20 protein-coding genes are annotated in these 22,936 nt (G+C 37.5%); all 20 read left to right on the top strand.

Annotated features, from left to right (window positions below; all coding sequences use genetic code 11):
- Nucleotides 1–533 precede the first annotated feature (533 nt).
- Nucleotides 534–1,934, top strand: coding sequence for a nucleotide sugar dehydrogenase (locus tag ACNORC_RS05925; protein WP_418334705.1), 1,401 nt, complete (start codon nucleotides 534–536; stop codon nucleotides 1,932–1,934).
- The gene (locus tag ACNORC_RS05920) at nucleotides 1,934–2,947 is read left to right on the top strand and encodes an SDR family oxidoreductase (protein ID WP_418334704.1); all 1,014 of its coding nucleotides are present in this window, start codon (nucleotides 1,934–1,936) and stop codon (nucleotides 2,945–2,947) included. Before ACNORC_RS05925 ends, ACNORC_RS05920 begins: the two co-directional genes overlap by 1 nt.
- A 126-nt stretch (nucleotides 2,948–3,073) precedes the next feature.
- Nucleotides 3,074–4,546: a lipopolysaccharide biosynthesis protein gene (locus ACNORC_RS05915; RefSeq protein ID WP_418334703.1), complete on the top strand. Its 1,473-nt coding sequence runs from the start codon at nucleotides 3,074–3,076 to the stop codon at nucleotides 4,544–4,546.
- Complete coding sequence (locus ACNORC_RS05910) at nucleotides 4,547–5,698, top strand: glycosyltransferase family 4 protein (RefSeq protein ID WP_418334702.1); 1,152 nt, start codon at nucleotides 4,547–4,549, stop codon at nucleotides 5,696–5,698.
- Nucleotides 5,689–6,780: a non-hydrolyzing UDP-N-acetylglucosamine 2-epimerase gene (wecB, locus tag ACNORC_RS05905; RefSeq protein ID WP_418334701.1), complete on the top strand. Its 1,092-nt coding sequence runs from the start codon at nucleotides 5,689–5,691 to the stop codon at nucleotides 6,778–6,780. The genes ACNORC_RS05910 and wecB (ACNORC_RS05905) overlap by 10 nt, the downstream gene beginning before the upstream one ends.
- Before the next feature lie 2 nt (nucleotides 6,781–6,782).
- Nucleotides 6,783–8,087 (top strand): O-antigen ligase family protein, encoded by a 1,305-nt coding sequence (locus tag ACNORC_RS05900; RefSeq protein WP_418334700.1) that lies wholly within the window; start codon nucleotides 6,783–6,785, stop codon nucleotides 8,085–8,087.
- Between the two features lie 2 nt (nucleotides 8,088–8,089).
- Nucleotides 8,090–9,289: a glycosyltransferase family 4 protein gene (locus ACNORC_RS05895; protein ID WP_418334699.1), complete on the top strand. Its 1,200-nt coding sequence runs from the start codon at nucleotides 8,090–8,092 to the stop codon at nucleotides 9,287–9,289.
- Entirely contained in the window at nucleotides 9,289–10,464 is a 1,176-nt protein-coding gene (locus ACNORC_RS05890) for a glycosyltransferase family 4 protein (RefSeq protein ID WP_418334698.1), read from the top strand. Before ACNORC_RS05895 ends, ACNORC_RS05890 begins: the two co-directional genes overlap by 1 nt.
- Nucleotides 10,457–10,954, top strand: a complete 498-nt coding sequence (locus tag ACNORC_RS05885; RefSeq protein ID WP_386779900.1) for an acyltransferase — start codon at nucleotides 10,457–10,459, stop codon at nucleotides 10,952–10,954. Before ACNORC_RS05890 ends, ACNORC_RS05885 begins: the two co-directional genes overlap by 8 nt.
- 33 nt (nucleotides 10,955–10,987) lie before the next feature.
- The gene (locus ACNORC_RS05880) at nucleotides 10,988–11,965 is read left to right on the top strand and encodes an acyltransferase family protein (RefSeq protein WP_418334696.1); all 978 of its coding nucleotides are present in this window, start codon (nucleotides 10,988–10,990) and stop codon (nucleotides 11,963–11,965) included.
- A gap of 17 nt (nucleotides 11,966–11,982) precedes the next feature.
- Entirely contained in the window at nucleotides 11,983–13,143 is a 1,161-nt protein-coding gene (locus tag ACNORC_RS05875) for a glycosyltransferase (RefSeq protein ID WP_418334695.1), read from the top strand.
- Nucleotides 13,130–14,146 (top strand): polysaccharide biosynthesis protein, encoded by a 1,017-nt coding sequence (locus ACNORC_RS05870; RefSeq protein WP_418334694.1) that lies wholly within the window; start codon nucleotides 13,130–13,132, stop codon nucleotides 14,144–14,146. The genes ACNORC_RS05875 and ACNORC_RS05870 overlap by 14 nt, the downstream gene beginning before the upstream one ends.
- Nucleotides 14,143–15,267, top strand: coding sequence for a non-hydrolyzing UDP-N-acetylglucosamine 2-epimerase (gene wecB, locus ACNORC_RS05865; protein WP_418334693.1), 1,125 nt, complete (start codon nucleotides 14,143–14,145; stop codon nucleotides 15,265–15,267). Before ACNORC_RS05870 ends, wecB (ACNORC_RS05865) begins: the two co-directional genes overlap by 4 nt.
- 4 nt (nucleotides 15,268–15,271) lie before the next feature.
- Complete coding sequence (locus ACNORC_RS05860) at nucleotides 15,272–16,141, top strand: dTDP-4-dehydrorhamnose reductase family protein (RefSeq protein WP_418334692.1); 870 nt, start codon at nucleotides 15,272–15,274, stop codon at nucleotides 16,139–16,141.
- Nucleotides 16,138–17,337 carry a glycosyltransferase family 4 protein gene (locus ACNORC_RS05855; RefSeq protein ID WP_418334691.1) on the top strand — a complete coding sequence of 400 codons (1,200 nt, stop codon included), beginning with the start codon at nucleotides 16,138–16,140 and terminating at the stop codon, nucleotides 17,335–17,337. Before ACNORC_RS05860 ends, ACNORC_RS05855 begins: the two co-directional genes overlap by 4 nt.
- Before the next feature lie 81 nt (nucleotides 17,338–17,418).
- The gene (locus ACNORC_RS05850; protein ID WP_418334690.1) at nucleotides 17,419–18,561 is read left to right on the top strand and encodes an MraY family glycosyltransferase; all 1,143 of its coding nucleotides are present in this window, start codon (nucleotides 17,419–17,421) and stop codon (nucleotides 18,559–18,561) included.
- Between the two features lie 158 nt (nucleotides 18,562–18,719).
- On the top strand, nucleotides 18,720–19,778 hold the full coding sequence (locus tag ACNORC_RS05845; RefSeq protein ID WP_418334689.1) for a hypothetical protein: 1,059 nt from the start codon (nucleotides 18,720–18,722) through the stop codon (nucleotides 19,776–19,778).
- A gap of 22 nt (nucleotides 19,779–19,800) precedes the next feature.
- On the top strand, nucleotides 19,801–20,487 hold the full coding sequence (locus ACNORC_RS05840) for an outer membrane beta-barrel protein (RefSeq protein ID WP_418334688.1): 687 nt from the start codon (nucleotides 19,801–19,803) through the stop codon (nucleotides 20,485–20,487).
- A gap of 13 nt (nucleotides 20,488–20,500) precedes the next feature.
- A complete protein-coding gene (locus ACNORC_RS05835; protein ID WP_418334687.1) occupies nucleotides 20,501–21,292 on the top strand; it encodes a YjbH domain-containing protein in 792 nt (263 codons plus the stop codon).
- Nucleotides 21,273–22,397, top strand: coding sequence for a YjbH domain-containing protein (locus ACNORC_RS05830; protein WP_418334686.1), 1,125 nt, complete (start codon nucleotides 21,273–21,275; stop codon nucleotides 22,395–22,397). The genes ACNORC_RS05835 and ACNORC_RS05830 overlap by 20 nt, the downstream gene beginning before the upstream one ends.
- Nucleotides 22,398–22,936 lie beyond the last annotated feature (539 nt).

Below are 22,936 nucleotides of genomic sequence, written 5' to 3'. Positions count from 1 at the left end.
TTCTCAATCGTTTTCTTGCGATAAACAAAATGCTGTTAATAAAAACTTAAGGATTTTAACACTTAAAACTTGCTAAAGCGTAATTCTTAAGAATATATTTGCAGCTCGCAAGATGAAAATCAGCCGTTTACCGGACATTTTTATCTTTTTATCGACTGAGTTTCCGCAAGTAACTGGGACTCAGAACGGCGAAGCCGTGCCTGTCCTCTGAAGCTTTTGGCAAAGGAGGGCCCACCACAGGTGGGTGGGGATTGGAGAATGGCAAATGGCGAACGGAATAGTTTTTAGTAAGAAACAAATTTCCAATCCCAAATTAACCAATCCCCAATCACCAACCCCAAATTGACCAATCCCCCTGTAAGAGCATCCCTACACTCAAGCAGGAAAAATAAATTAGAATGCCCAACATACTTCACGTCCTCCTTACCGGAGGTGTAGGGAGCCGGAATTTCCGGAAAAAATCACCAAACTTTTAGAATAAACATCTTCGGGATTCTTTTGATTTGAAAATTCCCGACAGCTAATCTTGTACCATGAACACAGAATCTCCTAAAATAGTAGTAATAGGCCTTGGCTACGTAGGCCTACCCCTGGCCCGACTATTCGCTACTAAATATCCCGTAATAGGTTTTGACATCAATGCCAAACGGGTAGAAGAACTTCAAAAAGGACACGACTCCACTCTTGAGGTGGAAGACGAAGTTCTGCAGCAGGTATTACTAAAGAAATATCCGCTGCCAATTGAAATGCCTAAGGAGGTGGAAGAACTGGCTATTGCCGGACACTGGGAAAAGCCACTACGATTGAATGGTAACTCCCAGGAGGCAAAACCGACAACTGACAACTCACAACCCACAACAGGCCTCTACATTTCCCGCGACCTGGGTGACATCCAGGACTGCAACTATTACATCATCACAGTTCCAACTCCGGTTGACAAGAACAACCGACCTGATCTTACTCCGCTATACAAAGCCAGCGAGAGTGTTGGGAAAGTTTTGAAGAAAGGAGATATTGTGGTCTATGAATCTACAGTATATCCCGGTGCAACTGAAGAAGAGTGTGTTCCTGTTTTGGAAGAATTCAGCAACCTAAAGTTTAATGAGGACTTCTTTGTGGGATATTCTCCTGAAAGAATAAACCCGGGAGACAAAGAGCACACGGTAGAAAAAATCTTGAAAGTGACCTCCGGCTCCACCCCTGACATTGGAAAAAAAGTAGATCACCTTTATAAAAGCGTGATCACCGCCGGTACTCACCTTGCCCCAACCATTAAGGTAGCCGAAGCCGCCAAGGTGATCGAAAATTCTCAGCGCGACATCAACATCGCTTTTGTAAATGAGCTGGCGAAGATCTTTAACAAGATGGACATCGACACCAACGATGTTCTGGAGGCTGCTGGTACTAAATGGAACTTTTTACCATTCAGACCAGGACTGGTTGGCGGACATTGTATAGGCGTGGACCCATACTACCTGGCACAGAAGGCTCAGGAGCTCGGATACCATCCCGAAATCATTCTGGCCGGAAGACGCATGAACGACTCCATGGGTCAATATGTAGCTTCCGAAGTTATTAAACTAATGCTCCAAAATGATATCAAGGTAAAAGGCGCGAATGTCCTGGTACTGGGAATCACCTTTAAAGAAAATTGTCCCGATGTTCGAAATACAAAGGTAGTTGATGTAGTGAGAGAATTGCAACAGTACGAGACTAAGGTCACTATATATGATCCTCTTGCCAATCCTGAGGAGGTGAAACATGAATATGGATTAAGCACAATTACTTCCTTACCTGATCAAAAATTTGACGCAATGGTTTTGACCGTTGCACATAAAGAATTCCTTCAAATGGACCTCAACCCTTTAAGGAGTCAAAATGCAGTGGTTTATGACGTAAAAGGAATTTTAGCTGAAGTAAACGGGAAGTTATAATGCAAGAACAATTCAAGAAATTAGCAGGTAAAAAAATACTTGTTACAGGTGGTGCTGGGTTTATTGGATCTAATCTCTGCGAGGCTTTACTCAACCTGAATGCTGAGGTTATCTGTCTGGATAATTTCGCTACGGGAAAAAGAGAAAATATAGAGGAGTTTCTTAATAGCCCCAACTTCACTCTTTTGGAGGGTGACATTAGGAATCTGGAAACCTGTCACAAATCCTGCCTGGGTGTAGAGTACATCCTACATGAAGCAGCACTTGGTTCTGTTCCACGTTCCATCAATGACCCCATCACCAGTAATGAGGTGAATGTATCAGGTTTTTTAAACATGCTTGTAGCGGCAAGAGATGCAGGTGTTAAACGTTTTATTTACGCAGCCAGTTCCTCTACCTATGGAGACTCAGAAAAACTTCCAAAAGTGGAAGATGAAATAGGAAAACCTCTCTCTCCTTACGCCATTACAAAATATGTAAATGAATTGTACGCAGATATTTTTAATAAAACATATGGATTAGATTCAATAGGCTTACGATATTTTAATGTGTTTGGAAGAAAACAAGATCCAAACGGAGCTTATGCGGCAGTGATCCCAAAATTCGCAATCCAGTTAATGAATCATGAAAGCCCGGTTATCAACGGTGATGGCACCTATTCCAGGGACTTTACTTATGTAGAAAATGTGGTGCAGATGAATTTGCTAGCTATTACCACCGAAAATGAAAATGCTCTAAATCAAGTCTATAATACAGCTGTAGGGAGTAGAACTAATTTACTTGAGTTAGCTCAATTACTTAAGATGTATTTGTCAGATTTTGACCAGGGAGTAGCTCAAGTAGAGATAAAACACGGACCAAATCGCGCGGGAGATATACCGCATTCTTTAGCTTCAATTGATAAGGCAATGTCCTTTCTTGGATATTGTCCACATGTTGATTTAAAAAAAGGCTTAAAAGAGGCATCGATCTGGTATAATAAAAATTTCACTCCCAAAAAATCTAATTGGTAATAATATCTCAACGGACGAAAGAAATATTTCCCTTGACCTCTTAAAGGTCATTTTATCTTTTTTTATAATAACCGTTTACACTAGCTTTTTATTGGAACCAATTAGGTCAATTTTCATTTCCAATTAATGAAAGATTTAAATCTACTCTTAAATAAAGAGTTTAAAACCAGTTCACTTTCAAAAATTTCATTGAAAGGAGGAGCTATTAATATTCTTGCTCAAATACTTAATTTTTTAATCCAAATAGGAACTCTAAGTATTATGGCCAGGATTATTCCTCCTTCAGGTTTTGGAATTGTTGCAATGGCAGGAAGTGTTACAGGTTTTATAATGATTTTTAAAGATCTAGGCCTATCTATGGCAACTGTACAAAAAGAGGAAATTAACGAACAGCAAATTTCAAATTTATTCTGGATAAATATTTTAATAGGAATAGGCTTAGCATGCTTAGTAGTTGCTATATCTCCATTGGTTGCTGAGTTTTTTATGGAGCCAGAAATTAAGTTTATACTTATTTTTTCATCAATTGGATTATTTATTGGAGCACTGACTATCCAACATCAAGCCCTTCTTAGACGCAAAATGGATTTTTTTTCATTAGCTATTATAGATGTCTCTGCAAAATTGATAGGATCGGTAATTTCAATTTTGATAGCATATAAATTGAAAAATTATTGGCCTTTAGTACTCTTACCTATTATCATAAGCTTCTTTTATTTAATTGGAGTACTTATTGTCCTGCCATGGAAGCCTAAATTTTATAAAAAAAAATCGAACACAGGAGACTTATTAAATTTTGGGAAAAATATGACCGTTTACGGTGTCATTAATTACTTCGCAAGAACAGGAGACAATATTATTATTGGAAAATTCGTAGGTGCATCTAGTCTCGGTTTTTATAGTAGAGCCTACTCATTAATGATGTTACCAATTGGACAATTAATTGCTCCTTTAACCAGCGTAATGGTTCCAACATTAAGTAGGCTCCAAAAGAATCCGAATGATTTTCGAAAACATTATTCAAATTCATTAATGCTTATTGCCTATTTAACATTACCTCTAATAACCACATTAGGAATATTAGGAAGGGATGTAGTTTTAATTGTTTTGGGTGAAAAATGGGTTCCCGCTATTGAACTATATCAAATCCTTTGTTTTGCAGCATTTTGGCAGCCCATGTTAAGCACAACTGGCTGGATTCTCACCTCCTTGAACCAGACCAAAAGAATAGTGAAATGGGGATGGATTAATTCCATCTTACTCCTATTAACATTTTTAATAGGAATAAACTGGGAAGTAAAAGGATTAACTATCGCTTACGCCATATATATGTGGGTCATAGTATTACCAAATTTCATGTTTGTTATTAAGTACACACCTGTAAAAATAAGTGATTTTTTCAAGGCTATAAAAAAACCTATCATTAATACTTTGATTTTAGGCGCGATATTTCTTGCTTTTTTAAGGTTTGAAATTGATGACATAATTTTAAGAGTTATTATATCAATCCTAATTTTTATCACATTTTGGACTTTTTTATTCTTTATTGATAAAAAATTGAAGGTTCAATTAAAATCTTTAGTTAAGAAATTATTTTAAATGAAACTTTTTCTGATCCCTTCTTGGCACCCTACCCCAGACAAACCAAATTGGTGTAATTGGATAAAACCACATATCCAACTTGCTAAATCTGTTGCTCAGGAAGTTATAATACTCCAGGTGGATCAGGAAACAAATCAAACCAGCGATGAAATAATTGAATTGAATGAAAATCATTATTACATAACTTCTGGGGGACCCAAAAAGAGATTCCAACGTAATTTCATTACCTATAAGAAAAGTCTTAAGAAGTATAATGCAAAATTAGAAAAGCTTTACCAATTTGCCGTAAGGGTTCATGGAAAACCAGATCTCATCCATGCTCATGTCTCTATGCCGGCAGGATATGGCGCTGCTTATTTAGGAAGCCAACATTCAATCCCGGTAATTGTTTCAGAACATTATTCCGGTTTTTTTTCTGACAATAAATATTTTTGGAGGCTTGGTAGTTTTTACAAAGAAATGCAAAAGAATATTTCCGGTTTTTATACTGTCAGTCCTGGATTCAAATATAATATAGAGAATAAAACTTCTCTTGAGGTAACTGGGGTTCTGCCAAACCCTATCAATACGGAATTGTTTTATCCTGATGAATATTCGGTCAATAATAAAACCATAAATTTTGTTACTACTGGAAATATTGGATTAATAAAGGGAACGGATATTTTGTTAAAAGCATTTGCCTTTCTTCCCTCAGATCTTAAATGGAGGTTAATCATAATTGGAAAGCCAGCCGCTAAAGACAAGAAATTTTGGAAGAGCCTTTTAAAAGAACTACCTGAGGATCGAATTGAACTTTTAGAACCTGTTCCACAAGAACAGCTTAAGAGAATTTATTCTCAAAATGATATTTATATAGTTTCGAGTAGAGTAGAAACTGCAAACGTATCTATGTTAGAAGCTATGGCATGTGGATGTTATGTTATAACAAGTAAAATTAATGCTCCAGAAACTTTGGTTTCTCCAGATGTCGCTACTGTTTATAATAACACACCACAAGCGCTTGCTAAATGTATTAAAACTGTTTCTAAAAGAAACTTACCTAGTAGGTTTGCCTTAAGAAATTTTGTATTGGACAACTATTCATACAATACACTACAGAAAAAATTGAAAATAACTTATGAATCTCATATAGATAATTCATGCATCTAACTTTAATTGCTGGGGCTCGTCCTAATTTCATGAAAATAGCTCCAATCATCCATGCTATAAATGAAGCAAATAATAATGGTGAAAATATTCAATATCGATTAGTTCATACCGGCCAGCATTATGACCATAGGATGAGTGAGACTTTTTTCGAAGAGCTTAGAATACCAAATCCAGATGTTAATTTGAATTGCGGTGGTGGTACACAGGCAGAGCAAACTGCGGCGATAATGGTTGCTTTCGAAAAAGATTTGCTTGCAAACCCTACGGATTTGTTGGTTGTAGTAGGTGATGTAAATAGTACGATGGCATGCAGTATTGTTGCTAAAAAATTAAATACTAAGGTTGCACATATCGAGGCAGGAATTCGATCTTTTGATCTTAGTATGCCAGAGGAGATAAATAGAATGGTGACCGATGCACTTGCCGACTATTTTTTTACAACGAGTTTGTGGGCGGGTGAAAACCTAGAAAAAAGTGGAGTTCCTCCAAATAAAATTTTCTTTGTTGGAAATGTAATGATCGACACTTTATTAAAAAACAGAGGAAATTTTAAACGCCCCTCTTTTTTTAGTGAATTAGAATTGAAAAAAGGAGCTTATTTCGTACTTACTTTACATCGCCCAGCAAATGTGGATTTAGTTGAAAACTTCAAATCACTTATGCAGGAAATAATAGATAATGCAAATAATCAGCCTATTATTTTTCCGATGCATCCCCGCACGGCTAAATTATTTGATGAATTGGGGATTAAAGCACCTAATTTGAAAATTGTGGATCCTATGGGATATTTAGAATTTAATTATCTAGTTGAAAATTCTAAAGCTGTAATTACTGATTCAGGGGGGATTACAGAAGAAACTACGGTGATGGGGATACCTTGTATTACTCTAAGAGATAATACAGAACGTCCTGAAACTGTAAAAATAGGCACCAATGAATTGATAGGAACCAATCCAGACGCAATTGCTCCCACTATATTAAAATTGGATAAAGGTGACTGGAAAAAAGGAGGAATTCCAGAATTATGGGATGGCAATGCAGCAAGAAGGATAGTGGACAGATTGATTAATGTGATTCGTTAAGAATGATAGTAAAAAGAAAGCAATTGCTTTTTTACTGGCTTATATTTCTAATTGCATCCTTTGCTTATGAAAAGCCGATAATAATATTATCAAGTATTGATAGATTAAATCCGAGACTTTTTGATATTGCGAGTGTTCTGGCAATCTTTCTAATCCCATTTACGAAAAAATTGGAATTAAATAATTTGATTTATGAAAAGTATAAGCAAATAATAATTTGGTTTGGTATTTGCTCAACCCTATCCATTTTAATTTATACCTTTCCTTTAGAGATTAATGGTTTTACGGTATATTACTATGGGTCTTATTTGCAGGAACTATTTGTTCTATTTATTGCTGCTAGGGTTATTTCCGAAATTAATTCTCTTGAAAACATTTTTAAAATATTTTTATGGTCTGGACTTTTTGTTTTTGCCTATTCTTACTATGAATATTTTTATGGAGTGGCAGGAGAGGTAGAATTTGCTCCAGGTAAATATATAATTAAACCAGAGGGTGTAATTTGGGGGCCTTTTGGGAATACGTATTTTCAAATAGCTACCTACTTACCATTGGTTTTTATTCTAATTTTTGGTTATGCATCCACATTAAAAGGCGCAAAAAGTAAAATAGTCTATGGGGTTTCCGCACTAACTGCGTGGCCATTATTATTTACAGGTTCTAGAACAGGTTTGGGCTTATTAGTAATTACTCTCTTAATTTACCTTATTTTACGTTTTAAAGCATATTACGCTGGAGTAATAATTCTATTCATTTCCATAATAATTTTATTTTCAATAGAAGGAAATAAATTTCAAACAATTGATCGCTTAGAAAATATGGAGAATAATAGCTCTAATTCGATTCTTTCTAGGTTTATGATATTTGAGGAATTTGATTTAAATTCTTATACAGAAAATGGTGTTTTAGTTCCATTTTTTGGAGGTGGATTTTACGTCGCTCCCACACATAATAATTTTAGAATAGGATATGGATTTCATAATATCTATATTTTTGCTCTTGAACAAGCGGGTGTTATCGGATTATTTTTATTCCTTAGTTTTCTCACCACTGCCTACAAAATTTTAAAAAAGGGACTGAGAAGTTTTTCAACAGATAAATCCAGTCTTGAGTATGTTTTTATAGCTGCATCATTAAGTTATCTAATCAGTGAGATTATTGTAGGTTTTGCCGGCCATACATTTTGGCGTGGTTTTGCAACCAATAATTTTAATACTCTTAGAATTTTAATTGTTCTTATTTGCTTTTCGGTATATGCATCTACAAATTCAAACAGCAATCTATATCCAAAAGAAACGGAAGTATAGAAATGTCACTAAATAAAAGAATTCTTTTAGTAAATGATCATATTCAATTTGGAGGCGGAGGAGATGCGGTAATTGGTTTAGAAAAGCGTTCTCTTGAAGAATTGGGTTTTCAAGTATATAGTATAGGTTTTGGTGATTCTTCAAAATCAACTGAAAATAATTTCATTATAGATATTCCAATAAATGGAATTAAAGAGAAGTTGAATAAATTCCTACTAAGTTCAAAAATAGAAAAGGAATTCACCAAATTGGTTAACTATATAAAGCCTCAATTAGTTCACATTCATTTAGTTTCTAAATTTCCACTTTCCATATATAATTCACCTGCGCTTAAAGAGTTGCCGGTGATTCAAACGTTACACGGCCCTAATTTATTCTGTGCAACTTCCTGGGGAGGGTTAAAAAATTCCGCCGCTTGTGAAATGGGGATTGGAAGTAAGTGTTTTACTAGAGGATGTACAACACTTACTAATACTGCACTATATTGGCAATTGCAAAAAAGATATTGGAATTCTTTATTGAATGTTATCGATTTATTTCATTGTCCTTCTCTAAATATTTTCAACACTGCTAAACGTTTAGGTTTAACTAAGTCGAAATATATTCCATTAGGTATTGATGAAATGTTCTTGGATGAGCCTATTAAAACTCACAAGGAAAGACCAACTTTGCTTTATGTTGGAGCAATTGCAGAACAAAAAGGAGTTCAATTCTTACTCCCTGCTTTATCAAAAGTGAAAGAAATTTTTCCTGATGTTTTATTAAAAATTGCAGGTCGAGGTTCACTTTTAAATACACTAAAGCAACAAACTAAAAACTTGGGTTTAGTGGAAAATGTAGAATTTTTAGGCTTTGTTCCACACGATAAAATAAGAGAATTTTATTTAAGCGGTGATGTCTTTTTGATGCCTAGTATTTGGCAGGAGCAATTTGGGTTGGTGGGGCCCGAAGCACTTGCTTGTAAATTACCATGTATTGGTAGTAATGTAGGAGGTATTCCTGAATGGTTAAGACATAATGAGAACGGATATTTGATCCCTCCACAAGAAATTGATCCATTAATAAATTCAATAATTTCTCTCCTTTCAGATAAACAAAAAAGAATTGCATTTGGTGAAAATGGCCGAAATATGGTTCTTAAAGAGTTTAATCCTATTCTGTATAAAAGAAATATTGAAGAAATGATAAACAGCTTGCTTTAATGGCTAAAAAAGTTTTGTACGTGGTGGGTGGAAGGAGTTTTTCAAGCTCCAACCCAGGTAGGAAAATTAGCGAGGTTATAGCGGTATGGAAGCGGTTAAATATTAAAGTTGAGGTATTCTTTGGCAAGGATCTAATTAGTGGCAAGAGAGAATCTCAGAATAATTATGGGAATCAGTCGCATTTCAATTCTTCATATCGGAAGAAAAAGCTTTTACAGTTTTTTATTCATTCGGTATCTGAAATTCGCGATATTCTTCATGACCTTAAGCTATATAAAAAAATTAAGAATAATTATTCTCACGATCTTATATGGGAAAGGTCATCCCGTCTTCACTGGGCTGGCTTACGACTATCTAAGAAACTGGATATACCTTTTGTTCTAGAATGGAAAGATCATTTAATAGATTATAAATTTTCCTTGTTCAAATGGTATGCACTATACATTGAACGTAAGAAAATAAGAAGTGCAAACTTTATTGTGGTAGAGTCTAATGTTCTTAAACTTCAATTGATAGAACAAGGAATAGATGCTAATAAAATTTATGTTGCTTTAAATGCCGTAAATCCAGACGAATTTCTGAAGGACCCTCTTCAAGCCATTAGGTTCAAGGAAAAAATCGGGGTACCTAATGCTGATATTGTTGTTGGGTATTTAGGGAGTTATGCTTTTTATCATAATACTGAATTACTCGTACATGCAGCCAATAAGATATTGAAGAAAGAAAATAATGTTCACTTTGTGTTAGTCGGGAATGGTAAAGATTATGATAGATGCCGTGAATTAGCTCAGAACTATGGTATTTTAAATAATGGTTTAGTTTTAATAGATGGTGTTCCAAAAGAAGAAGTTCCAGGCATTTTATCTGCAATCGATATTAGTATACTCCCTGGATCTACAGATATAATCTGTCCTATTAAAATAATGGAATATATGGCCAGTGAAACTGCTGTAATAGCTCCAGATTATGATTGTAATCGTGAAGTTATTAATAATGATTTTAATGGTTTACTTTTTAATGCAAAAAGCAAAGAAGATCTTGTCGCAAAGATAATTTCTTTATTTTCTGAGGAAAAAAGAAATTTATTAGCCCTCAATGCTAGAAACTATGTAAAAGAAAATCTTGTGTGGGAACAAACCTGGGGTAAGGTTTTAATAGATATTTTGAATGATTAAGAGAGGTGTTAGGTTGTTTCTTAGATATGTAAGAGCAATAGAAAGAAGATTCAGTCAGTTTTTTATTTCGCTACAATTAGAAAAAAACGGCTCCGGCTTTCGCTGCGACCAGAATGTTACTATTTATGAAGGTGAAAATGTAAAAATAGGAATGAATAATGTTTTTAATAATGGGGTCATCATTCAATCATGTGAAGGAGCAAAAATAAATTTGGGGGATAACGTAACTCTTTCTTATGGAGTTAAGATTATAACCGGTAATCTGTCTGTTCAATCCTTGGATAACTCCAATAAAAGGTCCCATATTTCGAACTCCATCAAAATAGGGAATAATGTATGGATCGGAGCCAATGCCCTAATATTACCAGGTGTCGAGATCGCTGATAATATTATTATAGGCGCAGGTAGTATAGTTAATAAATCTCTAAGTGAATCTAATTATATATATGCTGGAAATCCGGCTAGAAGAATTAAATATTTGAAAAGATAAACTTTGATTTTTGATAATTACATATTCTAATTAATGTATAGAAATCCAGTTATTGATAATTTAAAAGGTTTAGGAATAAGTCTAGTAATACTGGGGCATTTGCAAATTACTGAAGAATTATTTAAAGTGATATATTCTGTTCATATGCCAGTGTTCTTTTTTGTGAGTGGCTTTCTATTCAAAGCAGAAGATAACTTTAGAAACTTCTTTAAAAAGAAATATCTAGCCATAGTTAAACCATTCTTAACATTCGCGTTGTTAACTTTTGTTTTACATCGTGCTTTCTCAGTTATTACAGATAACAAAAATTTCTCAACTGTTGAGGATTTTTTCATTTCTATAATATTTGGTAATGCATCAAATGGACATTTATCTTGGAATCCTCCATTATGGTTTTTACCATGTCTTTTTACATTGCTTATTCTATTTTATTTTATTGAAAAAAACAAGAATAAAAAAATTAAGGTTTTATTCATAACTCTATTTTTTTCCATCGGAGTATTACTTACTTCTTTTAATATATATATTCCTTGGGGAATAACAAATAGCCTTTTGGCACTTCCTTTTCTAGGATTTGATTTTCTATTTAGAAAAACAGGTTCATTGGAAAAAATATTACTTTATGACATTAAGTTCTGGATAATCCCCTTGATCTTGTTTGGAGTTAGTTTGGCTTGCAATTATGGTTTTCTCAATTTTGCGGTGCATAAATTTGGCAATCTTTTCCTTTCGTATTTGGCAGGTTTTTTAGGAATATTAATTTTAATTAAAGCATCTTCATTTATTTCTTCACAACAATTTGAATTCTTAGGGAAAAACTCCTTATTTATTTTTGGTTTTCATATTTTTTTAAATGCACTGGTCAAGCGCGGCTTAACAATTTTAAACCCGAATTTACCGGCCGATATTACAGCCATTTTAATCTTATTGATAGTTTTAGTTCTTTTTTACTTAAGCATTAAGTATTTAAGGAAAAGCCAAAAATTAAAAAAGCTATTATTTATCCATTAGAAAATATTATATTTTAAATGAGATTTGGAATAGACGCTTCCAATATCGGAGGAGGCGGAGGTGTTACGCATCTTAGAGAAATATTGATAAATTATGATCATGCTTATTTCTCAAATAGGATTTATAAAATCGTCATTTTTTCTTCTACGGCGGTATTAAATGAATTGCCAGATTCTCCGTTTTTTGAAAAAGTAACATTCCCTGCTTTTAATAAAGACTTATTCAGTCGTGTTAAATTTCAGATTTCGGGATATGATAAAGAAATTGAGACCAGATGCGATATTCTGTTTTCAATCACTGGTGATTATATTGGTAAATTCAAGCCAATGATTGGCATGTCAAGAAATATGCTTTTATATGAAAGGCATATATGGAAAGATATAGCACAACCAAAAGAGATCCTTCGTTTTTGGCTTAATTACAAAAAACAAAAGATTTGTTTTAAAAATTCTGCCGGAATTCTTTTTATCTCTGACTACGCCAAAAATTATATCTCAAATAAGCTAAAATTAAGCACCAAACCAACTGCGGTAATTCATCATGGTTTGTCCCCAAAATTTGTAGGGATTCCAGAAGTTCAAAAGAAAATTTCAGAATATAGTTTTCAAAAACCTTTTCGGTTCTTATATGTCTCAACAATACACGTATATAAGCACCAGTGGAATGTTGTTAAAGCAATTGGCGAATTGAGAATTTTAGGTTATCCAGTAGAATTAAGTCTGGTGGGGGGGGTGATCTTTAAACCGGCTGGAAAAAAACTTAATAAAATTATAGCATCAAAAGATCCCACACATACCTTTATTCATTCTAAAGGACATGTAGACTATGCAGAAATTGAGAAGGAATATTGTAGTGCAGATGGAATTCTATTTGCCTCCACTTGTGAAAACATGCCAAATATTTTGTTGGAGTCAATGGCTTCCGGGAAAGCTATTGCATGTAGTGATAAAGAACCCATGCCAGAATTTTTAAAAGATGGAGGCTTCTATTTTGATGCAAAAGATCCTAATTCCATTATCAAAACATTAATAGATTTTCTTGAAAACCCGGGAAAAAGAAAGGAATTCATTGACAAAAATAAATTGGAAATAGAAAAATATTCCTGGAAAAAAACTTCTAAAGAAACATTTTCATTTTTACTTAATACCTATAAACAACATATTGATGTTCAAAGATAAAACCTTGTTGATTACTGGAGGAACAGGTTCCTTCGGTAATGCTGTATTAGATCGTTTTCTTGATTCAGATCTAAAAGAGATTAGAATTTTTTCCCGTGATGAAAAGAAACAGGATGATATGCGAAACCTCTATAAAAATGATAAAATCAAGTTTTACATTGGAGATGTTCGCACTTATGAAAGTGTTGAAAGAGCAATGCGAGGCGTCGATTATGTATTCCACGCAGCTGCTCTAAAGCAAGTACCTTCCTGTGAATTCTTTCCCCTGGAAGCGGCAAAGACAAATGTGATTGGTTCCTCAAATGTAGTAGAAGCTGCAATTGCTAATAAAGTAAAAAAGGTAATATGTTTAAGCACCGATAAAGCGGCTTATCCGATTAATGCCATGGGAATGTCAAAGGCACTCATGGAGAAAACCGTAATAGCAGCTTCACGAAACATATCTCCTGAGGACACAACTATTTGTTTAACTCGATATGGTAATGTTATGGCGTCGAGGGGATCTGTAATCCCTTTATTCGCGAAGCAAATAAAGGAAGGTAAGGCTCTCACGGTTACAGATCCAAACATGACACGATTCTTAATGTCTCTTGAGGAAGCTGTGGAACTGGTGATCTATGCCTTTAAAAATGGTAATCAAGGTGACTTATTTGTTCATAAAGCCCCCGCCAGTACCATTGAAGATCTTGCCAAGGCAATGACAGAATTGTTTGAGGCAAAAAATGAAGTTAAGATCATAGGTACCCGCCATGGAGAAAAATTATACGAAACTCTGTGTACCAGAGAAGAAATGCTGAAGGCCGAGGACCTTCCCGGATATTATCGCATTCCCGCTGACAACAGGGATCTTAACTACGGTATATATTTCGACAAAGGAGAAGGTTCCATTTCAAGCTTTGAAGATTATAATTCCCACAACACTAAAAGGCTGAATATTGAAGAAATTAAAGAAGCCCTCTTAAGCCTTGATTTCATTAAGAATGAATTGAAAGTAGAAGCATGATAAAAGTAATGACAATAGTAGGCACCAGGCCCGAAATAATAAAATTGAGTGAGGTCATCAAAGAACTTGATCGTCATACTAATCACATACTAGTGCATTCCGGCCAGAATTATGACTACGAACTCAACGAAGTTTTTTTTAAAGATTTGGGACTGAGGAAGCCAGATTTCTTTTTGGAAGCTGCAGGTAAAAATGCTGCTGAAACCATTGGAAATGTTATCACCAAATCTGATGTTCTCCTCGAAAAAGAAAATCCTGATGCGGTCTTGCTGTATGGCGATACCAATTCCTGTTTGGCCGTAATTTCTGCTAAAAAGAGGAAGATCCCAATCTTCCATATGGAAGCAGGAAATCGCTGTTTCGATCAACGGGTTCCGGAAGAGGTAAACAGAAAGATCGTTGATCATTTAAGCGATATAAATATGCCTCTTTCTGAACATGCAAGAAAATATTTGGTAGCAGAAGGATTAGCTCCGGAGACGGTAATAAAGACCGGATCTCCTATGCGAGAGGTTCTTGAAAAACAAATGAAAGCTATAGATAGCTCTGCTATTCTGGAAAAGGAAGACCTCAAAAAGCAAGGCTATTTTGTAGTTAGTATTCATAGGGAAGAGAATGTGGATTCAGAAGAGAATTTTCAGGATCTTATGGAATCATTAGATGCGATAAGTAACGAGTTTGATAAGATGGTTATAATTTCAACTCACCCAAGAACTCGTAAGAAATTAGAGGAGATCGGATTTGTTTCCAGTAATCCTAAACTCATATTTTCTAAACCATTTGGATTCCACGATTATATACATCTACAGAAGAATGCATTCTGCGTTATTTCAGACAGCGGAACTATTACAGAGGAAGCTTCAATTTTAAACTTGCCTGCTATTACTATACGCCAGGCCCATGAGCGTCCCGAAGGTATGGATGAAGGAACGCTAATCATGAGTGGTTTGAAAAAGGACAGAGTTGTTGAAAGTATTAAGGTTGTCACTGAGCAGCATCAGGAAAACAATTCGGCTATTAAAATGGTTGGGGATTATATTACAGATAATGTCTCGAAAAAGGTCTTAAGAATTATCCTTTCGTACACAGATTATATCAACCGTACAGTTTGGAAAAAATAACACTATGGCAAAAAAAATAATGATCTTAGGTTCCACAGGAATGCTGGGCCATCAGGTTTTCTATAATTTAAAATCTGAAAATAAATTTGATATAATTGATATAAGCTATAGAAATAAACTTAGACCAGAAACAATTATCCTGGATTTACATAACAAGCAGGATTTGGAGGCATTGATTAAAAGAGAAAATCCAGATTATATAGTTAATTGTGTAGGAGTCCTTATTAAAGGAGCTAATGATAATCCGGCTAATGCCATTTATTTAAATTCCTATTTACCACATTTTCTGGCGAAAATTGCTGATAATTTAAATAGTAAATTAATTCATATTTCAACTGATTGTGTTTTTTCAGGAGAAAAAGGTGGATATACCGAAAAGGATGAAAAGGATGGAAAAGACATTTATGCAAAAACAAAAGCATTGGGAGAGGTTGAGAACTCAAACCACTTAACTCTTAGAACCTCCATTATCGGTCCTGAGTTAAAGCAGAATGGAGAAGGTCTTTTTCATTGGTTCATGCAGCAGGAAGAAGAAACTAATGGTTTTACTAAAGCTATTTGGAGCGGGGTCACAACTACTGAATTAGCCAATGTGGTCGTTACTAGCTTAGAGCAAAATCTTAGTGGTCTGTATCATGTGACCAATGGGCAACCAATTAATAAATATGAACTGTTAAGACTTTTCCAGGAGCATACAGGAAAAGATATAAAAATTACTGCAGTAGAGGGGAAGCAGGTAGATAAGTCTTTTATGGATACCCGTAAGGAATTAAAAAAGACGATACCAACCTACTCTCAAATGATTGAGGAAATGGTAAGTTTTATGAAATCTCACCCTCACCTCTATGAAAATTACAACTTAGCACAGAAATGAAGATACTGCTACTGGTAGATGACTATTTGCCGCATAGTACAAAAATCGGAGCAAAGATGATGCATGAGCTTGGTTTAGCTCTTTTAAATGAAGGGCACCAGGTCTCAGTGGCAACTCCCGACTATAGGGTATCTGGAAAGTACGTTATAGAAGATCTTGAAGGCTTAAGGGTCTATCGGTTTCGTTCTCCAGATGTTAAAGCTCCTTCCAAAGTCAGACGTGCAATAAACGAATCCTTATTATCATTTAATGGATGGAGAAATCTGAAGTCTCACTTCTACAAAAATCCATGCGACCTTATAATTTACTATTCTCCCTCAATTTTTTTTGGTCCTCTGGTTACGAAGCTTAAAAAAAAGTGGAATGCAAAAAGTTACTTGATCCTTCGGGATCTTTTTCCCCAGTGGGTAATTGATCATGGCCTAATAAAAGAAAAATCGGCCATTGCAGCATACTTCAGGAAATTTGAACAGCTCAATTACAAAGCTGCGGATAGAATTGGATTACAATCTCCTAAGAATTTAGAATTGTTCAATGAAAAATATGTTCTAAATCACAAGTCAGAGGTTCTTTTTAACTGGACACGAGAAACACCTATCGATTCCTCTGGAAACGATTTTAGAAGGAAATATCGATTAGAAGATAAAGTAGTTTTTTTCTATGGAGGAAATATGGGCGAGGCTCAGGATATGATGAATTTGGTTCGTCTTGCTTTAGGTTTAAAAAATAATCCTAATGCCCACTTTGTTTTTGCTGGCTCAGGAAATGAAGTTCATTTAATTAAGAACGCCATTAGAGAATACCAATTAAACAACCTCACTCTATTGGATCCCGTGCCTCAGGGTGAGTACCGCAAAATGTTGAGCGAATTCGATATTGGGCTATTTAGTCTTCATAAAGAACATACAACTCACAATTTCCCAGGTAAACTTCTAGGGTATATGGCTCAAGGATTGCCCATTTTAGGGAGTGTAAACGCTGGAAATGACATTATTGAAATTATTAATGAGGCTGGTGCTGGAAAAGTTTTATTAAATGGAAAGGATGACGACTTTCTATCTATGGCTAAAATGTTTGTTGATAAAAACGAATGGAGAAAAGAAGCTGGAAAAAATTCCTTCGAACTTTTACAACATACTTTTTCTGTAGATTCAGCTACTAAGAAGGTTCTAACCGCTGTGCAATCCATAGCTTAGTTTAGTACAAATTTCAACTCTTACATTAATTAGATGGTCGCCCCTACCCGACCGGAATTACACCAACCAATTTTATTTATTATGAATATTCTTGATCAACAGATCATTCTGGAGTTCTTCCGTGGTAATTATTGGTGGTTCCTTACCTCTACCTTTCTGGGAACCTTCGGAGTAACTTTTTATCTCATTCCCAAGGTTCTGTGGGTGAGCAAGGAAAAGAATCTGATGGCCAGCGTAAATGAGCGCAGTTCTCACACTACCGCCGTCCCCACGTTTGGGGGAGTGGCTTTTTACATCACTATTATTTTGGTGCTATCCCTGCTACAGGGCTTACGACTTACCTATATTGGAAATCATCTCATCGCTGCCATTACCATTCTTTTTATGGTGGGCCTTAAAGATGATCTGGTGATCTCCACGGCACGTGTCAAACTGGTGGGACAGATCACCGCCGCTCTGTTCCTTATCTTTTCTCCCGAGTTGGATTTCAATAATCTGCACGGTTTCGTGGGAATTCACGAGATTCCCGCCCTGGTAGGTTACCTGTTGAAAGCTTTTTTGGTACTGGGACTGGTAAACGCTTATAACCTGATAGATGGGATAGACGGTTTAGCCGCCATCATAGGCATCCTGATCGCTGCTGTTTTCGCCCTGGTCTTCTATACCACAGGAGAACCTTATTACGTGCTGGTCTCTATTAGTGTGGCAGGGATCCTCAGCGCTTTTTTACGCTTCAATTTTTCCAGGGGAAGGAACAAGATCTTCATGGGGGATGCGGGTTCTTTGGTAATAGGCCTTATTCTCTCTTTTCTGAGCTTAAAGATCCTGGTAATGGAACCCGATCTGCCCCTGATGGAGCAGGGTTACCATCCGGGAAATCGCTTGTTATTTTTAGCCTGTGCGCTGTTTATTCCTATTTTTGATACGTTGAGGGTGATTATCATTAGGAAACTGAATGGTAATAGCCCTTTTGAACCGGACCGGAATCATTTGCACCACGTCCTTCTGGATTTGGGTCTGTCCCACTTTAAAGCCAGTATCAGTCTGGGCTTGCTTAATTTGGTGATAATCGGGATCTTTTTTTCACTTTCCAATAAGCTCTCCCACCTGTATTTGGTCCTGTTGGTGGTGTTGTTATATGCTTTTTCTTTTTTGTTATTCGGCTGGTTGAGTTCGCTGAAGAAGCGAATTCCGGTCGCTGCAAAAGAAACTTCCGGCACATAACCCTACTGAAAAACAATTCATTACAAACTCAGCAATAACAAGGCATTTCAAATAATTTTAACATAATTTTATTTTTATATATTAGCGACTTTTAACACAAAGCAAAGTCCCTAACAAAGCTTTATTTCAAACTTGTTTCTAATTTTTAAAACCAACCTATGAAAACCAGATTTCCACGCTTAGCGCGTAGGGCAACTTTGTTTTGTTGTCTATTTGCAGGTTCTTTCTTGTTGTTTAATTGCAGCACTAAAGACCTGGAGTACATTGATCCGTATGAATTTGTAAGTGATGACTTTGAGGATATTGGCGAAATGCCCCCGGTAGAAGATCAGGATCCTGAATTCACCGCTCCTGCCCTTGGAAGTGTACAGAATTCGGCAGCCACTCAGGCCATTATAACCGACCTTGGATCTGGCGGACTTTCAACAGAGACCCAGGCCAGTCTTACGGCTTTACAAAATTTCTCAGCTACCCTGCCGGCAGGAGTAGCTGCTGAAGCCCAGGCATTGACCGAAGCACAGATCACTGCAATTATGAGCACAGAGAACTTCGACGGCGAACTGGCAAACCTGGAAAGCCTGCTGGACGACCTGCCTGCAGAGATCGCTGCTCTGTTGCCAAGCATCCAGTTCACTGCTGATTATACGGGAACGGCTTCAGCTGCTGCAGATGCCCCGTTCAATACCAGCTTTAGACGTCTTGCCGTAGCTCAGGCTGTTACCGGGCCATGTGCAGAAGCAGTACAGGAAGCCTATGCTATTGTGATGGAGGAACTCACCACCACACGAGACGCCCAGCTGGCAAGCATTCAGGCTAACTATACAAGAAGGCTTACAGAAGCTGACGCCCGTTACGAGAGCCGTTTGGCTACTCTTAATGCCGATTATGACACCTACAAGGCTGAATTAACTGCTGTTGCAGTTGACCTGTTGCAATTAGCTGTTGCCCTGGAAACTACCGAACCTGCTATTGCAGACCAACTAAAACTTGCTGCGCTTATTTATGCCGTAGAAGCGAGCAGTTCTCTTACCGCCTGGTACACTGCAGCTGTTAACCTTCTGGAACAAAAGCGTACAGAAGAAAAAGCTGCTGTTCTTACTATTAAAGAAGCCCTGACCGCTACCGTCAATGCAAATTTCGCGGCTTTGAAAGCTGAGGCTGATGCAGCTCTACAGCAGGCCCTGAACAACTGCCATAACCAGGGATCAGGAAATTAATAACTAACCAGAAAAAACAACCATGAAGAAAATAACCGCAATTCTATTTTTTGCAACCGGCCTTTTCGCATTTAGCGCACAGGCCCAGATAAAATTAAACCACCTCGAAGCCGGTATCTCTTACTGGAACCGCTCTTACTCTGACCTGGATGAGCGCGCTTTCCTGATGAACTACGAAGAAGATTCAGACTTTACCAAAGGAGGGGTCATACCCCACATTGGCGCAGAGGTAAACCTTTATAAGGGTCTGGCCCTTGATGGAAGAGTAGGCTTCTGGACCGGCGATTTCTCCCAAAAAGTAACATTTGGGGGAGGTCTTGTCATTTCAGAGAGCATTGATCAGACTATTATTCCTGTTTCTTTAGGATTAGTCTATAACTTTGACGGAGTTTTCAATGAGGCGATCAACTTGTTCGCAGGAGCCGGCCTTAACCGCTATTTCATTCAGAATAAAGTAGAGCGTACCAGTACAGAAGGAGGGAATTCTTCTGACAGCTTTAATGGTAATAACTACGGCGCCAATTTTAAAGCCGGTGCGGAATATTTGTTAAACAGCAACTTTGGACTGGCTTTGGAAGCCGGGTACAACACCGGATCATACAACCAAAATTATCAGGCCGACACAGATTCTCAAAAAGAATCTTACGAGGTCTCTGTGCAGGGACTGGAAGTAGGACTAAGCCTTCGCTATCGTTTCTCCGCGCAATAGCAACTGAATAAAAATGAAAAAACATTTTCTTTACCTGTCCCTGCTGGGGTTTTTCTCCGGCTACGGACAGGTAAATTTTTTAGGGAAACCCGGGTATATTGCCACGCCCTCTGCCGAATGGAACACCCAAAAAGACCTGTCCCTTTCTTTCGGATATTTACCTACAGAATATTCTATCTTCAATCTTCCGGAAAACGACCGGAATACTGTACACTTCTACAATGCCAGGGTGAACTTTACCTCCTTTATGGAAGTAGGATTAAGTATTGCCCACCGCCCACATATGGCTGATAAAATTGGAGTTGGCGACAGACAATTGGACCTGAGATTCCTACTTTTAAAAGAACAAAAATATTTTCCAGCTGTAGTTCTCGGCTGGACTCCTCCCGCCTCGGTTTCTCCAGTTATGGCTCATGACTATCTGGTTTTGACAAAAAATATTTCCACTTCTATTGGAAATATAAACTTATCAGGGGGATATGGTTCCTCCTACCTAATCAGACGAAATCCAAAAAAAAACGGACTAGAATCCTTAGAAATAATTACAAAATCAGAATTCGGCCACAGCAATTATTTGGAAGGTTTCTTTGGAGGCCTCACTTATCAACCGGTTTCTTTTGGAGGTATTCTTCTGGAATATGATACCCACACAATCAACGCCGGTGCTTTTTTAAAACCAACCAATTGGTTGATCCTTCAAGGACATACTTTTGAAGGAAAGAAATGGGCCTTTACCGCTGCAGCTAATTTTTCTTTAAACTTTTCTCCTAGAGCTTTAAGACGCTATGAAAAAGATTTGGATTAAAATAGTATTGCTGCTGTCGTTGAGTCCGCTCACGGCTCAGGAAATAGGGCAAAATTTGTTTAAAGCCGGCTTTGAAAATGTGCAGGTGCTGGAGGAAGCCGACACCCTGAAGGTATTCTTTGAATACCGGGAATTCCGCAGCCCATATCACTCCATGCGCTACGCCGGTTTAATGTTGCAGGATGAAACAGAAAAAGCCCTGGTCTGGATCCCGATGCACCACAACCGGCCCATAGGAAATTATGTTGCCGGAAGTGACAGGTTTTTTCAGCTTTCACAAGCAGAGAGAGAATTCTACCGAAGTAATAATAGCCTATCCTCTTATCGTTTTCACTTCAGGATCAACCCCGACTTCTCCGCCAGGTTCGGGTATTACTCAGATCCTTTCCAGATAAAATTCAATGTGGTGCTGGACAGCAGGATCTACCTGGCGCCGGGACTAAGTTTGCAAACGGGGATCAGCATTCCGGTTCGGAATAACCTGGACGCGCAGGATACCTCTCCCCGCCTCGCTCCCAGCATGATCCATTACTTTACCCAGCCAGTAAATTCGCATTTTTTAGCCGCCAGTATAGGCTCCTTTTATTACGATCGCTACGGGTTTGATCTGCAATATCGTTATGCACCCCTTGATTCCCGTTGGAGCTTCGGGCTCGAAACCGGGTTGACCGGCTTTTACTGGATGAACGCCGGGAGTTTTTATTCCGAAGAGCTCGATGCCTTTCACGCCGTGGCAGATATGGAATACCGACTGCTTTTCGAAAACCTCACCGGAAAGTTCAGCGCTGGCCAGTTCCTATTCGGTGATAAAGGAGCCAGAGTAGATCTTATCCGTCAATATGGAACTGTAGACATTGGCCTGCACGTAGCCGCGACAGACGCCGGGGTGACCGGCGGTTTTCAGTTCGCTTTCTCCCTCTGGCCCGGTACCATTTTCAGGACCAAAAAACTGGAACTCAGAACCAGCGAGGAATTCCGCTGGGAATACAGTTACAACAACGAAGATCCGGTGGCCCGATCCTATCGCCTGGGAATGCCCCGGCTGGATGATGTGCTGAGGCAGTATAATGAGCTCTTCGTGCAGTCGCTAGACGGTAGGCATTAGCCTTTAGTTATTAGCCATTGGCCGTTAGCTGTTGGCTTTTGGCTATTTCAGTCGAATCTTGGAATCGGAGAACGGGGATTAGGGATTGGTTAATTGCTTAATTGGTGATTTGGGATTTGGTATTTGAGCTCCAATGTCATCCCGACAGAGGCTTTTTGACGACAGGAGAAAAGCTGACGAGGGATCTCTATGGAAGTCAGATTTTAGAAGTAGGAAGTTAGAAGGCCTTTAACAGTTAGCTGTTCACTTTTATCCGCGCCGTCAGTTCGAGTTTTTTCTGAGCGGAAGTGAAGAAAAAGTATCGAGAAAAGAGGCGGATTTCAATTCCCGTTGTTCTCGATACGCCCTTCGGGCTACCTGTCTGCCGACAGGCAGGCTCGAACTGACGGGGAAGGTAACTGTCATCCCGACAGAGGCTCTTTTGACGACAAGAGAAAAAGCCGACGAGGGATCTCTTTGAAAGTTAAAATTTAGAAGTATGAAGTTAGAAGGCTTGTAGCCATTAGCTGTTGGCTTTTATCCGTGCCGTCAGTTCGAGT

This window comes from Salinimicrobium soli (assembly GCF_048323655.1).
GTDB classification, from domain to species: Bacteria; Bacteroidota; Bacteroidia; order Flavobacteriales; family Flavobacteriaceae; genus Salinimicrobium; species Salinimicrobium soli.
The sequence above is the reverse complement of the archived record's forward strand: the minus strand, read 5'-3'. Positions and strand labels throughout refer to the sequence as shown.

Excerpts from the sequence above, each read along its gene's own strand:
- ACNORC_RS05925 (WP_418334705.1), top strand. The coding sequence starts at position 534 with ATGAACACAGAATCTCCTAAAATAGTAGTAATAGGCCTTGGCTACGTA.
- ACNORC_RS05920 (WP_418334704.1), top strand. The coding sequence starts at position 1,934 with ATGCAAGAACAATTCAAGAAATTAGCAGGTAAAAAAATACTTGTTACA.
- ACNORC_RS05915 (WP_418334703.1), top strand. The coding sequence starts at position 3,074 with ATGAAAGATTTAAATCTACTCTTAAATAAAGAGTTTAAAACCAGTTCA.
- ACNORC_RS05910 (WP_418334702.1), top strand. The coding sequence starts at position 4,547 with ATGAAACTTTTTCTGATCCCTTCTTGGCACCCTACCCCAGACAAACCA.
- wecB (WP_418334701.1), top strand. The coding sequence starts at position 5,689 with ATGCATCTAACTTTAATTGCTGGGGCTCGTCCTAATTTCATGAAAATA.
- ACNORC_RS05900 (WP_418334700.1), top strand. The coding sequence starts at position 6,783 with ATGATAGTAAAAAGAAAGCAATTGCTTTTTTACTGGCTTATATTTCTA.
- ACNORC_RS05895 (WP_418334699.1), top strand. The coding sequence starts at position 8,090 with ATGTCACTAAATAAAAGAATTCTTTTAGTAAATGATCATATTCAATTT.
- ACNORC_RS05890 (WP_418334698.1), top strand. The coding sequence starts at position 9,289 with ATGGCTAAAAAAGTTTTGTACGTGGTGGGTGGAAGGAGTTTTTCAAGC.
- ACNORC_RS05885 (WP_386779900.1), top strand. The coding sequence starts at position 10,457 with ATGATTAAGAGAGGTGTTAGGTTGTTTCTTAGATATGTAAGAGCAATA.
- ACNORC_RS05880 (WP_418334696.1), top strand. The coding sequence starts at position 10,988 with ATGTATAGAAATCCAGTTATTGATAATTTAAAAGGTTTAGGAATAAGT.
- ACNORC_RS05875 (WP_418334695.1), top strand. The coding sequence starts at position 11,983 with ATGAGATTTGGAATAGACGCTTCCAATATCGGAGGAGGCGGAGGTGTT.
- ACNORC_RS05870 (WP_418334694.1), top strand. The coding sequence starts at position 13,130 with ATGTTCAAAGATAAAACCTTGTTGATTACTGGAGGAACAGGTTCCTTC.
- wecB (WP_418334693.1), top strand. The coding sequence starts at position 14,143 with ATGATAAAAGTAATGACAATAGTAGGCACCAGGCCCGAAATAATAAAA.
- ACNORC_RS05860 (WP_418334692.1), top strand. The coding sequence starts at position 15,272 with ATGGCAAAAAAAATAATGATCTTAGGTTCCACAGGAATGCTGGGCCAT.
- ACNORC_RS05855 (WP_418334691.1), top strand. The coding sequence starts at position 16,138 with ATGAAGATACTGCTACTGGTAGATGACTATTTGCCGCATAGTACAAAA.
- ACNORC_RS05850 (WP_418334690.1), top strand. The coding sequence starts at position 17,419 with ATGAATATTCTTGATCAACAGATCATTCTGGAGTTCTTCCGTGGTAAT.
- ACNORC_RS05845 (WP_418334689.1), top strand. The coding sequence starts at position 18,720 with ATGAAAACCAGATTTCCACGCTTAGCGCGTAGGGCAACTTTGTTTTGT.
- ACNORC_RS05840 (WP_418334688.1), top strand. The coding sequence starts at position 19,801 with ATGAAGAAAATAACCGCAATTCTATTTTTTGCAACCGGCCTTTTCGCA.
- ACNORC_RS05835 (WP_418334687.1), top strand. The coding sequence starts at position 20,501 with ATGAAAAAACATTTTCTTTACCTGTCCCTGCTGGGGTTTTTCTCCGGC.
- ACNORC_RS05830 (WP_418334686.1), top strand. The coding sequence starts at position 21,273 with ATGAAAAAGATTTGGATTAAAATAGTATTGCTGCTGTCGTTGAGTCCG.